The organism is Planococcus sp. VCh962 (assembly GCF_057748275.1).
The window spans coordinates 211,239-224,071 of the sequence record NZ_JBYLHS010000003.1 but is presented as its reverse complement, the minus strand read 5'-3'; the positions used below and the strand labels follow the sequence as shown (position 1 = coordinate 224,071).

Sequence of the window (12,833 nt, the reverse complement as noted above, 5' to 3'; positions counted from 1 at the left end):
CCTTACACCGTAACCAGTTCCCTGATTTCCGGAATAGTTTGGGTTTTCGTTCCGTAGATGGCGTCCGTATGATGTGTCTGCAACAGCTTGCTTGGCCCGTCAAAAACAATGCCGCCTTTGTTCAAACCGATTATGCGGTCGGAATAGTTTCGCGCCACGTCTACCTGGTGTAAGTTGACAATACACGTGATACCCAGTTCTTGTGTGATCGATTTCAAATGGTCCATGATGACTTTCGAAGCGTTTGGATCAAGCGATGCAATCGGTTCATCGCATAAAACGATTTTCGGCTCCTGAATCAGTGAACGCGCAATGCCGACCCGCTGCTGTTGGCCACCGCTCAACTGGTCGCAGCGCTTATAGGCATGTTCTTCAATGCCCAGTTTTTCCAGCAGAAAGAAAGCATGCTCTTTTTCCTGTTCATTGAATTTCCCGAAGATGCCTTGCAGCGTGGTCTTGTAGCCGAAGCGTCCGTGCAGAACGTTTTCAATGACCGATAAACGCGGCACCAAATTGTAATGCTGAAAAATCATGCCGATATTCGTGCGTAGTTTCCGCAATTCCTTTTTATTCAAAGCCCCTACATCCTGACCGTCAAAAAAGACTTTTCCTTCATCAATTTCGACCATCCTGTTGATGCATCGGAGCAGCGTAGACTTTCCCGCGCCGGAAGGACCGATGACCGAGACGAATTCCCCTGACTCCACTTCGAAGCTCAAGTTCTGCAGCACTTTTGTTTCGGAATTATAGGATTTACCGAGATTTTCGATTTGCAATAAAGACATTTTCATCCGCTCCTTTTTCAGCAATTCAGTCATACAAAGTATGCAGCGGTATAGACGCATACTCTGTTGTCCATGGCTATTCTTTTGAAAGTTCGCGAATTGGATTGAACCACTCGTCTTCAACCGGTGCAAAGCGCTCTTCCGCTGATTTGAAGAACAAACCTGGTTTACCGGAATCTTCAGGGACGAAAATCTTTTCGTTATTGGCGATTTCATCTGAAGTGAGCACTTCTTTTAACTTGTCGTAGTCTTCCTGCCCGAGCACTTCCATATTAGCTGCGAATGGCGCATTCAGTACCGGAGTGACTTCCATCAAGGCAAATTCGCTGCCAGCAACCGTATTGAAAGGTTCTGCTGCATCGTCTTTCACTTTGTAAACTGAGCCCACTGTATTGGCCTCGCCTTCTGCTACTTCCACATAGTTTTCTACGCAAGTATCGCAGAATGCCGCCACTTCAGAACTGCCATTTAAGAGGTTGACTGCCGATCCTTGGTGCGAGTTTCCGAACAGCACTTGAGAGAAGAGCGGTCCGCCTTCCATCAAATCTTCCGGCGTCAAATCTTCATAGCCTGATTTCTTAGAAAAATGTTCAATGATTGTAGAAGAAGGCACTACAAACCCTGAAGTTGAGCTATTCGATACGAATGACATGCTTTTTTGTTCCAAGGTGTCCAGCGAAAACTCGCCATCGGCTTTATACTTTTCCTGGTCGTCGACATTAACAGCAAGCAAGCTGTGATAGATGGCATCGTCCAAAGTTCCGGATTCGCCGGTAGGCACCACCAAGGGCTCAATCGCATCGTTGCCGTTTTTTGCTTCGATATAGCCCTGTGCTCCCATAAATGCCAAGTCCGCATTATTATTAACCATCGTTTCAATGGCAATGGCATAATCCGTTGTCAATTGGTGCTCCACTTCTTTGCCGGTCGCTTCTTCAATAACCCGTCCGATCTCGTCACGGGAAGATTTCATGTCTGTACCTGATTCGTTCGGATACCATACCACTTTGATGACATCATCCACTTCAGTTTTTCCTGCTTCCGCACTGCCGTCAGAACACGCAGACAACAGTAAAGCCGCTCCCAAAAACATTGCCATTACCGAATTTCTCTTCTTCATGGTTGATTCTCCTTTTTAACTGAATATGAGCAGGTATTCCTGCTTTGTCTGTTTCATTAGAACATAATACATGATAGAAAAATCGCAATTTACAGGAACTTCATAGACTTTTAAAATTGTTTACAGCCACGGGGCTCACAATATCCCCTATATCAATCGGTGAGCCGAATCCACCATGATAATCGGTTCCGCCGGTCAACACCAGACCATATTTCTCAGCAAGCTTCTCCACTTTCTGAAAGTCTTCCGCTGTATGATCCGGATGGTTGCGTTCAATTCCACCAAGGCCTGCCTCGACAAGCTCCGGAATCAGCTCGTAGGAATCAAGCTGGCCGGGATGGGCCACAACGGCAAGTCCATCATCCGCCTTGATCGCCTTGACTGCTTCCAATGCATCGATATAGTCAATATCACCTGCCGCAGGCCCTTGTCCTTTGAACAAGCGCTGATAAAGCTGCTGATATTCAATAGAAGAATACTCCGCATTCGTCAGCCCTTTCATGATGTGCTGTTTATAGACCGTTCTTGATGGCAGCGCAGAGACGATGATCGCTTCCAGATCCAGGTCGAATCCGGCCGCTTTGATTTGTTCGATTTGCCAAAGGGAATGACGATGGCGCCTTTCTGATAACTTGTCGCAAAGCGATTTTATATGCTTCGCCTCCGAATTGTAGTTATAGCCAAGAATATGCACTTTCCGGTTCCGCTTAAAGTCGTATGCCGATATCTCGATCCCTGGAATCGCTTTAATGCCGTATCCCGATGCCAGCACTTTAATAACAGGCCAGCCAGTCACCGTATCGTGGTCGACAAAACTGATCGCTTCCACGCCAGAAGCTTTTGCCCGCTGCAGTACATCCGCGACTGAATCCGAACCATCGGAATAATGGCTATGGACATGCAAATCAGCTCTCAGTGCCAACACCTACTTTTTCGGTTATTGTCAATGTTCTTGACTGCATATCGTATACTTTGTCGCACAGCCCTTCCATGAACTCGATATCATGGAAAATCCCTACCAGCGTCGTGCCGTTTCTCTTAAGCTTTTCAATGATTTCCCGCACTTTGATCTTCGATTGCTGATCCAGGCTCGCCGTCGGTTCATCAAGCAGCAGCAAGCGCGGTTTCTTGACTGTTGCCATGGCGATATTCAAGCGCAGCTTTTCTCCGCCGGAAAACGTATTCGGGTAGCTGTCCCATAATTTCGGGTCCAGTTCAAAATGAGTCAGCGCTTTTTCCGCTTCCAGCTCGGCCAATCCCTCGTCTTCACCCATTTCAAGCAAAGCGTTCACCACCAGCTGCCGGCAAGTCGTCCTTGGCATGACGTTCAAAAACTGTGAAACATAGCCGATTTCGTATTTGCGCAAATACAGCATTTGCCTTTCAGATATTTGGGAAAGGTCGATCAATCCGTATTTTTCCGAGTCATAAAGAATCCGGCCGGTATCCGGCAAATATGTGCGGTAAATGCTTTTCAAAATGGTGGATTTTCCGCTGCCGCTCTTGCCCACAATGCCGATAAATTCTCCGGCTTCTAAAGAAAAGGAGATTTCTTCAATGGCCGGCATGGTTTTGTTTAAATGATGAATGGTGAATCTCTTGCCGAATCCTGCTATTTCCAACATGGACATGGTGTTGCCTCCTCTCGTTTTGAGTTATTTCACACGGTAATTAGTGGTCGTAATCAGCGTGCCATTGACCATTGTTGCAGTCAGCATCGGATAACCGTCTTCCATGCGTTCAATCACCAGGATGTCGGCTTTCTTTCCAGCTGTGATCGAGCCTAGTTCATGGTCCAACTGAACCGCTTTTGCCGGATTCAAAGTAACCATCATGAACATGTCATGCAGATCGTTGCCGTATTTCTCATGGAGGTCAAACACGGCATGGAGCAAAGCAGACGGGTAATAGTCACTGCACAGGATATCCATGCAGCCATGCCCGATGGCTTCGGCTGCTGACAAGTTCCCGGAATGTGATCCGCCAAGCATGACGTTTGGTGCGCCTGCAATGGTGTAAAGTCCGAGCTGTTTCGCTTTCATCGCCACTTCCAGTGTGATGGGAAACTCGCTGATCGTCGTTCCAAAGCTTTTCACCAAATCCAGCTTCTTACAATCATCATCGTCATGGGACGCTACGGCGATGCCTCTTGCCAAAGCGATGTCCGCCACTTCCTTGATTTTTTCAGCTGTCAGATACTCGGTACTTTGGCGCTCCGCAATCAAGACATTGACGTCCGCATCGGAAATATCGCGGTAGCCTTTCAGTGTTTCCCGGTAAACTTCCAGGTTGCGGTATTGCCCTTGACCCGGCGTATGATCCATAAATGACAGCAAATGGACTTTGCCGTCTTCAATATTTCTTACCAGCTGGCCGACTTCGTCGATATTGTCGATTTCAAAACGAGCATGGAGCCGGTGGCGGATCAGGTGCAGCCGGTTATGCGTTGCATCGATGGCGTCCACCATGCGCTGGATATTATTCGGGTTTCGCATCGGTTTATGGGAAAATACATCTTCCTTGTAAAACGACAGCGAATGGAACATCGTCGTGATGCCGTGGCTGATCAGGATCTTTTCCGCTTCCCGCAAGCTGATATCGAAATCCATCATGCTGGTCGGACGTGGAGATGCGATCGTTTCAATATAGTCGGAATGGATATCGATAAAACCCGGCGAAATAAAACCTCCGTTGGCATCAATCAATTGGGCATCCGGATAATTCATCACTTGCTGTTCGAGAATGATTTCCTGAATCGTTTCGCCTTCCACAACAACGGCGTGGCCTTCTAAAATCGTAGTTTCCGTTATGATTTTCCCATTATGAATAATATACAAAGTACCGAACCTCCTAGAGTAATGAATACACCAATTGCTGCGTATATTGATGCTGCGGATCTTCAAGCACCTGATCCGTAAGGCCCTGTTCAATGATTTCACCATTCAGCATGACTACGGTGCGGTCTGCAAGCATGCGGATGACAGCTAAGTCATGCGATACAACGACCATGCTGATGCCGAGGTCACGCTGGATTTTCTTAATCAAATCCAGCACATTTGCCTGTACGGATAAATCAAGTCCGGTCGTCACTTCGTCCAAAAACAGAATCGGCGGATTATTGGATAACGCTTTGGCGATCTGGACACGCTGCTGCATGCCGCCAGAAAAATTACGCGGCTCTTCTTTCATGCGATGCAGCGGGATATGGACATTCTCAAGCAGCCTTTTACCCGTCTCTTCCATTTCTCCGACCTGTCTACTGCCAGCGGCAATCAGCTTTTCAGCGATATTGCCGATTGAAGAAAAGTCCATTTTCAAGCCATGAATCGGGTTCTGGTAAACCATGCCGAAATCGCGGTTCCGGATGGCGCGCTTTTGCTGGGAGGACAGACTAAAGACATTGTCTCCGATAAGATGGGGAGCATTGATGAAAGCCTCCCCTGACGTTACGTCAGTGTCGAAATAGAGGCATTGCATCATTGTCGACTTGCCGCTGCCGCTTTCTCCGACAATCCCGAGAATTTCACCGGCATATAAATCCAGTGACACATCACGCACAGCATAAACCGTGCCGCAGCTGGTACAATAGTTTTTCTCTAATTGACCCGCATCAAGATCGGCACAACGGGTGCAGCCGGGTCCGAATTGTTTGCGCAGATTGCGTACTTGTAAGATTGGTGTTTCATGCATAAGCGCTCTCCACCTCGATTTTTTCATTGTTATTGAGCTGTTCCGTGCAGAAGCTGGTGTCATTGCACTGGTAAACGGTCTTGCCGGTTTCTTGGTCAACCAGCTCGTCCATGAACACGCCTTCCGATCCGCAAAGCTGGCATTGTACTCCATCGAACGATTCCACTTGGAATGGATAGTCTTCAAAAGCGAGCGATTCGGCACGGGTGTATGGCGGAACGGCGTAGATTTTCTTCTCTCGTCCGGCACCAAGCAAGATCAATGCTTCCGATTGATGCATCTTCGGATTGTCAAAGCGTGGAATCGGGCTTGGGGCCATCACGTAACGGCCATTGACGTAAACCGGATGGTCTGCCGCCGTTGCGGTTTTTCCGTATTTCATGATCTGCTCGAACAACATGAGCCAAGCTCCGCTGTAATCGTCTTCCGAATGCATCCGCTTTGTCATATATTCGCGGGCTTCGACCGGCCGAAGAGGCTCCGGCATCGGCACTTGCAGCACCAATATCTGGTCTTTCGTCAATGGAACTTCCGGTATGCGATGGCGAGACTGAATCAAATCTGCTTTTTCGGTCTCTTCCGTCACTTCGACTCCGGTTGTTTCCTGAACCAGTTTTTTGATGCTGACGGCGTTGACGGATTCATCAGCTCCTTGGTCAATCACTTTCAAGACATCTGTTTTGCCAATCAATGAAAGGGTCAGCTGAAGTCCTCCAGTTCCCCATCCGCGTGCGATCGGCATCTCCCTTGAAGCAAACGGCACCTGATAGCCGGGAATGGCAACGGCCTTTAAAGTGGCACGGCGGATTTCTTTTTTCGAGCCTTCATCAAAAAAGGCGAAATGTGTATTAGCTTTCAATCGGCTGCACTCCTTTCTTCACTTGCCGGATACTATCGAGCTTGGATTGGAATGTCACATAATGTGGCATTTTCAAGTGGGAGATAAAACCGGTGGACTCTACCGAATCGATGTGCAATAAGACAAATTCTTCATCATGAGTCGGGAAATCAGCTTCTGTATGCTCCAGGCATTGATCAAGGATGCTCATGGCAATGGCTTTTGTCTCGTTTTGCCCGTAGCAGATGCCATAGCCGATTTCAAACTCCAATTCATCTTCATTGCTGTCATTTTTCACTTTTACCGGCACAAACGACTCCACTTCGGTAATGCGGATGTCTCCAATATAAAATTCATCACCGCTGTCCTGTTCCGATTCGTTCGGATGGTCCACGTAAATCGGCATTCTGCCAACCCGCACTTCTCCGACTGTCGGATGGACTTGCCCATAGCCACGGAGAGAAGCGTAGCCGAGTGAAGTAACTGCGCCAGTCTGGCCGCGGGTTAGAATTTGCAGCCTGGCACTGCGGCTGGACGGGAATTGCAAGCTTTTTTTAGTCACGTCATCCGGTTCGGCATCGTTTTTCTCATAAACTTCAAACAAGCCTTCTTCCCGAAGATACTCGACTACTTTTGGAAAATAAACGACATCCTGATTCGCTTTAACGCTTTCCAGCTGTTTTTTGTAATCAGCTAGCCATTTAATGTTTTCGGCAGGCTCTTCTTCCAATAAATCAAAATCCAGCAAGCGATGGGTATAGTCATATGTAGCGCCAAGAAGCTGGCCGCCGGGAATGTCTTTGAAACTGGCAGAAATCCGCCGCTCGACAAACATCGATTCCGCTTCTACTGTCCGGCTGTAATATTGGCGCGGCAAAGTGGAGCGGTGGGCGCGCATCAAAAACACTGCTTCTTCCATGCTGCCTTCTGCCTGTTTGATGGCGAGAGCAGCCAGTTCGGGCGAATACAGGCTCGCTTCAGACATCACTTGGTCAATCATGCTGCGCATCGAAGACAAGATGGCTTTGATCTCCACAATTTCTTCGCCTTTCAAGCGCTCATATTTCAAACGTTTGATGGAAGCATCAATTGCATGGGTACCGCCTTTTACAGGTACATATCCCATTTACTCCACCTCCTTCGCAAGTACTTGGGTCGTCCGTGGCATGCAGGCAATCCGTGAATATTCATCCACAAAAATCAAATCCACACCCAGCGGGTATTCTTTGATGCGGCTGTTCCGTGCTTCCCAGAAAGCAGCAGGTATTCCCGTGTGCAATCTGCTCTGGTTCTGGATGCCAGGGCCTGACAATACCAATTCGCCGCCTTCAGCCAATTGGCCGCTTTCGATGATCCATGTCGCAGAAAGCTGGGGATCGATAAGGGTTCCTATTTTGCATTGCTGCATCGCCTGCAGGACCGCTTCTTCACTGTCATTTTCTAAAATGATGACAAAATCCGCTTGATCAATCGCTGCATATCGAGCTGAGGTATATTCGGAAATTTTCTCGCTCAACTTTTGATCATTTCCGGGCAGGATGTGAAAAGTGACTTCGGCATCCAGCAAAGCCATTGCGCACAGCATTGTCGCTTTTTTGCAAGGCAGTTCATAATCCAGTCCTGTTGCTTCCTGCTCCAGATCGGAGATGGTGCCTGGCCGTGACATACTATGTAATAATTTCCGATAAACTTGCTGCAAATCGTGTATTTGATCAATCGCCATATTATCTCTCCTGAACTTGTAATGTAGTTTGCCGGATTAAACTTCCATCGTTTCAAAACTGACTTTCGTTTCAAACAGTTCTGCTTGTTCACGTGATTTTGCTTGTGCAATGACCTTTTCCATTTCCAATAATGGATTTTGCCATTCGGCTATTTCGGGTAAATCCGCTTTATAAGCAGCATCAATAACTGCCAGGTTACGGGCCAGCTCTTCTTTCATGCCAGCGACGATGCCGATGCCAATCCGGCCGTCAATTTCCACTTTCGCTTCGGTGATGAGCACTTCACCGATATAAAATAGGGAGTTTTTTGCCGATTCCCTCATTTTGATCATTGTCATTCCATAGTGCGGAGCAGAGATTTCCCGGCATTCATATGCCTGTGTAATCGTTTCTGCAAACTCTTTGGCCAGCCGTTCATTTCCTTGAATCAGAATTTCCGTTCTTCTGCGTCTTTTCATATTCGCTGCCTCCTTCGCTACAAATTCATCGTAACTTGTCGCCAAGTTGCTGTGTTTTAAGGTACGGTAAAGCTTGTGTAAAGAACCTTCACAATAAGAAAAGCGGAAGCGACCGTTTAGCCCCGACAAGCGCTGGAGGGCTTGAAGGCAATGGCGGCCTTTCGCCATTACCGCCAAGGCCGAAGCGTCTCGAGGGGTTGGGCGCTGCAGCTAGACATTAAGAAAAGCAGAAGCGTCCAAAAGCGGAAGTTAGAAATCACTACTTTTAAAAAAGAAAAAAACAGGCGACAGAGAAACTCTGTCGCCTGCTTGGCTTGTTGAGAAAGATAAAACTTGTATTGGTGATCATTCCTTAACCGATATTCCGCCAAACAGCTCCGCTTACCGCGGGCGATCGAGGAGGCTTAGGCCGCATCCCGCGAAAAGCGTCCCACCTGGAGCGAAATGAAAAGGCTATCGAAAGGTTCTCAACAGCCTTCTTATCTTGTTAGCTTAATCCATTGTGATATCGTATTTAAACTTATCACTGCGGTATAAAATTTTCGTATGCTCTAATATATTCCCTTCCTTGGCATCGACACAATCACTTTCCACCACAATGAGCGGCACCAGGCTTTTGCAGGACAGGAGCTGCTGTTCTCTTGACGTCGGAAAAGTAATGCTTAAAAGGGACTTGCGGCTGGCGAATTCCGTATAGCCAAGATTTCGATAATAGGCGAACATGGAACCGATTTGATCGCCTTCTTTCCCGATGTCCGGAAACATCGCTTCATTGACATAGGAATTATGGATGGCAATCGGCTCCCCATCAATCAGCCGCAGCCGGGATACTTTATAAACTGTACCGTTTTCCGGCGCATTTAAAATTCTATAGATCCGTTCATCGAAGGCGATTTTTTCGCAATTGATATTGCGCGTCTCCAGGTTATAACCCGCTTGTTCCATTTTTTCAGTAAAGCTCGTTTTAGCAGTTAAGTGCAATTGGATTTGCATCGATTCTTCTTTTAAAAACCGCCCTTTGCCTTGCTTCGAATAAATATAGCCCCGTTCCTCCAACTTCAGCAAAGCATTCCGGACCGTCATGCGGGGCACTTTGTATTTCTCAGCAAGTTCATTTTCCGAAGGCAGTTTCTCACCGGACTTAAAAGCTTTAGAAGTGATTTGATGCATTAAATCGTCGAGTATCAATGTTTCTTTATCTTCAGAAATGATGACCCCTCCTTTTGCTGGCATCTTTCTTTTACTAGTTATAATACCATTGCCTTCACATTTTAGGGCAAGCCTCTTTTCATAGAAGCAATAAGTGTTCTCCGTTTTGCTTAATAAGTACATGTTTCATTGCGGAAACGGAATTCCTTCTATAAAATCTCACAAAAAAAGGAGAACCGAGGTCCCCCTAACTGTTTATCCCTGATTGGTCGGCCGGACAATCACTTCGTTGACCGCTACACCTTCCGGCTGTGATGCTGCGTAATAGACTGCGTTTGCCACGTCTTCGCTTCTCAGCGAAGGAATATTCGGATCTTCAAATCTCGGTTTGATGTCCGGGTCGGTAATAAAAGACGCCAGCTCTGTCTGGACAACTCCCGGTGAAATGCTGGTGGTCTTGATATTGGTCTGCGCCAGTTCTTTGCTCAAGCCTTCCATAAAGATGCGAGCTGCGAATTTCGTACCGCAATAAACCGTCCCTGAAGGAAATACTCCATGCCCTGCAACAGAAGCAGTGGTAATAATATGTCCGCTGTTGCGCTCCTGCATATGCGGCAGAACAGCTGCGATGCCGTAAAGCACACCTTTCACGTTCACATCGATCATGCGATCCCATTCATCTATTTTCAGCTTGTCCATGAATGACAAAGGCATAAGCCCCGCGTTGTTGAACATGACGTCGATTTGTCCGAATCTATCGATTGCAAATTCCGCCAGTTCCTCAACTTCCTGGTAGGAAGTCACGTCCGTCACTTTGATTACGGCTTCCCCGCCTTCTTGCTCAATGGCTTCTTTCAGCTTCTGAAGCCGGTCTTCGCGCCTTGCAGCGAGTACCACTTTACTGCCTTCACGAGCAAACTTTTTTGCTGTAGCTTCACCGATTCCACTTGAAGCCCCCGTAATGACAATGACTTTCCCTTTAACAGTAGACATAGATTTCCTCCTCAATAAGTTAATAGAGACTCTGCCGCTTTAATGGCCTGCAGCAGTGTGTATTCAACTTTGTTTAAGCGCCTTTTCAATATCGTCTGCCATTCTAATTCTTCGTCGCTTCCTGGCGAGGTTCCTGCTAAGACAGCAATATCTTTCAACAGCGGGAGCACTGGCTGATTCATCGCCAAATCCTGGTCGTACATATCACCACTGACATAATTCAAGGGAATCAAGTGATGTGAAATCTCCAGCATGCGCTGATTGAACTTCTTGGCATCTTCATCCAGCCAATCGCTTTGCCGAACGATTTTATTGATTTCTTCGCCAAGCTGTTCAAGCCTCTCCACTCGTTCAAGCGCCAATCGGAGATCCAGCCGGTCTCCTGCAAGTTCGGCGTAGTATGCCAGCGCTTTCTTGAGTTCGCGCGCGCCTTCTGCATGGTTCAACGGCAGAACTTTCCTTGTACAGGCATCGTAAATGACGGATACATATACTTGGCAGTCGCGCCGCAAATTTTCCTTGTCAAGTTTATCGAGCGTGTCTTCAGTGGTATGCCACCACCAGCCAAACCCTCCGGATTTAACGCCGCCGAACAATTTGACGAGGGTGCGTGAAGCTATATCATCGCTCAGCGGCTGTTCCGAGAGACCCATAAACAATGCTGGAACTCCCGCGCCCCAAAACGACTGATCACCGCCGCGGCCAAACCGCTTACCGATAAACGTTTCTCCTGTCAACGCCTCCACAAACGCTCCGCCATAATCTTTTGTTTCTGCCATGCAATTGCTTTCTCCCAGAATAGTGGCCCCTTTTCCACCGACGGAATCGATGTAGACATGAAGCAGGCAGTTTTCATGGATGTCTTCCCAATGGCTGTCACAATAATAAGTCGATCCCGAATAACGGCCATGGGAATGCCCCGACCAGAAAGCGATGCGCAGGGTTCTTCTTAAAGGAATTTGCTGTTCTTTGATCAGCCTGGCGACTTCAAGCATGGTGGCATTTGCCCCGGCGTTGTCCATCGCCCCGTAGTGCCAGGAATCGATGTGGCCGCTGAACAATACAAACTTTTCGGGTTCCACTTCCCCCTTGATTTCAGCAATCAGTGTTGGGATTGGACGCCAGCCGGTATCAACAACTGTCCTTAGCCATACCGATAATGCCTCTCTTTCCCCCAGTTTTTGTTTTAATCGACCACCTTCATGTTCAGCAACCGAAATTACCGGAATTACGGGAAAATGTTTCTTGCTTTCAGGGGTTGGATTGCCCCAGACTCTCGATACCGTCATTTCATGAGTCAGCGGACCATTGATGAAGATTGCAGCCAAAGCTCCGCTTTTTTCCGCCAGTTCCACAGCCCCTGGAGTAGCGATCCCTTCTGTCAGAATAATTTTCCTTTCTGCTGCTGGAACGATGCCGGCCAGTTCTTTCACATAAAGAACTTCTCCACTTATCCCTTCTTCTCCTGTCGATGCTGACATGGAATGTGTAATACAGGTGAAATCCTCTCCATCCGCTTCTAAAGCCGCTTCAACCGGCAGACTGATAAAACCTTCATGGAAACTCAAATGTGTTTCCACGCCTAAAACGTCCAGTATCTCTTTAGCATACCGGAAAGCACGAAGCTCTTCCTGGGAACCGGACAGCCTCACTTCTGTTGACATGCGTTCTGTAAAAGCCATCAACTGTTCCCCGGATACGGCTTCAGCCAGCTTCAGATGCGGCTGTTCCAAATCAATGATCATCACTTAATCCCCCTGTCCTTAAAAAACATCTTTTTCTCTTTAGCGGTCAGTTGGATCTCCGCTTTTTAAGCAGCAATCTACTGACCATAAAAGTCCGATTGAGGCCGACAGGATGTCGGTCACATAGGCGTTGCCGCAGGACGCGGCGTTCTTAGCCTATGTTCTGCTGTTCCTCAGCGGGGATAAAGCCCCGCTGATTGAGTTTCTCTTTATCCCGCTTTAACGGACAGTAAGCTTCCCGCTTCTTCGAGCGGAAATCCCACTGTCCGTAAAAGCCCGATTGGTTCAACTAGCAATCAGCGGGGGTGATGCTCCCGCTGATTGCAGTTTC

General features: G+C 47.7%; 13 protein-coding genes. All 13 read right to left on the bottom strand.

From position 1 onward, the window contains the following. Positions 1-2: 2 nt before the first annotated feature. Positions 3-785, bottom strand: coding sequence for a phosphonate ABC transporter ATP-binding protein (gene phnC / locus AC3AQ9_RS12350; RefSeq protein WP_488307790.1), 783 nt, complete (start codon positions 783-785; stop codon positions 3-5). 76 nt (positions 786-861) lie between these two features. Then, positions 862-1,905: a PhnD/SsuA/transferrin family substrate-binding protein gene (locus tag AC3AQ9_RS12345; RefSeq protein WP_488307789.1), complete on the bottom strand. Its 1,044-nt coding sequence runs from the start codon at positions 1,903-1,905 to the stop codon at positions 862-864. A gap of 100 nt (positions 1,906-2,005) precedes the next feature. Beyond that, entirely contained in the window at positions 2,006-2,821 is an 816-nt protein-coding gene (locus AC3AQ9_RS12340) for a PHP domain-containing protein (RefSeq protein WP_488307864.1), read from the bottom strand. After that, positions 2,811-3,536 (bottom strand): phosphonate C-P lyase system protein PhnL, encoded by a 726-nt coding sequence (gene phnL, locus AC3AQ9_RS12335; protein ID WP_488307788.1) that lies wholly within the window; start codon positions 3,534-3,536, stop codon positions 2,811-2,813. The genes AC3AQ9_RS12340 and phnL overlap by 11 nt, the downstream gene beginning before the upstream one ends. A 24-nt stretch (positions 3,537-3,560) precedes the next feature. After that, complete coding sequence (phnM, locus tag AC3AQ9_RS12330) at positions 3,561-4,742, bottom strand: phosphonate metabolism protein PhnM (protein ID WP_488307787.1); 1,182 nt, start codon at positions 4,740-4,742, stop codon at positions 3,561-3,563. 13 nt (positions 4,743-4,755) lie between these two features. Further along, positions 4,756-5,595, bottom strand: a complete 840-nt coding sequence (locus AC3AQ9_RS12325) for an ATP-binding cassette domain-containing protein (RefSeq protein ID WP_488307786.1) — start codon at positions 5,593-5,595, stop codon at positions 4,756-4,758. Continuing rightward, a complete protein-coding gene (locus AC3AQ9_RS12320; protein ID WP_488307785.1) occupies positions 5,588-6,454 on the bottom strand; it encodes an alpha-D-ribose 1-methylphosphonate 5-phosphate C-P-lyase PhnJ in 867 nt (288 codons plus the stop codon). Before AC3AQ9_RS12320 ends, AC3AQ9_RS12325 begins: the two co-directional genes overlap by 8 nt. Continuing rightward, complete coding sequence (locus AC3AQ9_RS12315) at positions 6,444-7,559, bottom strand: carbon-phosphorus lyase complex subunit PhnI (RefSeq protein WP_488307784.1); 1,116 nt, start codon at positions 7,557-7,559, stop codon at positions 6,444-6,446. The genes AC3AQ9_RS12320 and AC3AQ9_RS12315 overlap by 11 nt, the downstream gene beginning before the upstream one ends. Beyond that, positions 7,560-8,156 carry a phosphonate C-P lyase system protein PhnH gene (gene phnH, locus AC3AQ9_RS12310; protein ID WP_488307783.1) on the bottom strand — a complete coding sequence of 199 codons (597 nt, stop codon included), beginning with the start codon at positions 8,154-8,156 and terminating at the stop codon, positions 7,560-7,562. A 36-nt stretch (positions 8,157-8,192) separates the two neighbouring features. Continuing rightward, entirely contained in the window at positions 8,193-8,615 is a 423-nt protein-coding gene (gene phnG / locus AC3AQ9_RS12305) for a phosphonate C-P lyase system protein PhnG (protein WP_488307782.1), read from the bottom strand. 492 nt (positions 8,616-9,107) lie between these two features. Continuing rightward, positions 9,108-9,848: a GntR family transcriptional regulator gene (locus AC3AQ9_RS12300; RefSeq protein WP_488307781.1), complete on the bottom strand. Its 741-nt coding sequence runs from the start codon at positions 9,846-9,848 to the stop codon at positions 9,108-9,110. Positions 9,849-10,019: 171 nt separating this feature from the next. After that, positions 10,020-10,757, bottom strand: a complete 738-nt coding sequence (locus AC3AQ9_RS12295; protein ID WP_488307780.1) for an SDR family oxidoreductase — start codon at positions 10,755-10,757, stop codon at positions 10,020-10,022. 11 nt (positions 10,758-10,768) lie between these two features. Beyond that, a complete protein-coding gene (locus tag AC3AQ9_RS12290) occupies positions 10,769-12,502 on the bottom strand; it encodes a M28 family peptidase (protein ID WP_488307779.1) in 1,734 nt (577 codons plus the stop codon). Positions 12,503-12,833 lie beyond the last annotated feature (331 nt).

Coding starts and splice junctions, on each gene's coding strand:
- phnC (WP_488307790.1), bottom strand. CDS start 785: ATGTCTTTATTGCAAATCGAAAATCTCGGTAAATCCTATAATTCCGAA.
- AC3AQ9_RS12345 (WP_488307789.1), bottom strand. CDS start 1,905: ATGAAGAAGAGAAATTCGGTAATGGCAATGTTTTTGGGAGCGGCTTTA.
- phnL (WP_488307788.1), bottom strand. CDS start 3,536: ATGTCCATGTTGGAAATAGCAGGATTCGGCAAGAGATTCACCATTCAT.
- AC3AQ9_RS12325 (WP_488307786.1), bottom strand. CDS start 5,595: ATGCATGAAACACCAATCTTACAAGTACGCAATCTGCGCAAACAATTC.
- AC3AQ9_RS12315 (WP_488307784.1), bottom strand. CDS start 7,559: ATGGGATATGTACCTGTAAAAGGCGGTACCCATGCAATTGATGCTTCC.
- phnH (WP_488307783.1), bottom strand. CDS start 8,156: ATGGCGATTGATCAAATACACGATTTGCAGCAAGTTTATCGGAAATTA.
- phnG (WP_488307782.1), bottom strand. CDS start 8,615: ATGAAAAGACGCAGAAGAACGGAAATTCTGATTCAAGGAAATGAACGG.
- AC3AQ9_RS12300 (WP_488307781.1), bottom strand. CDS start 9,848: ATGCCAGCAAAAGGAGGGGTCATCATTTCTGAAGATAAAGAAACATTG.
- AC3AQ9_RS12295 (WP_488307780.1), bottom strand. CDS start 10,757: ATGTCTACTGTTAAAGGGAAAGTCATTGTCATTACGGGGGCTTCAAGT.
- AC3AQ9_RS12290 (WP_488307779.1), bottom strand. CDS start 12,502: ATGATCATTGATTTGGAACAGCCGCATCTGAAGCTGGCTGAAGCCGTA.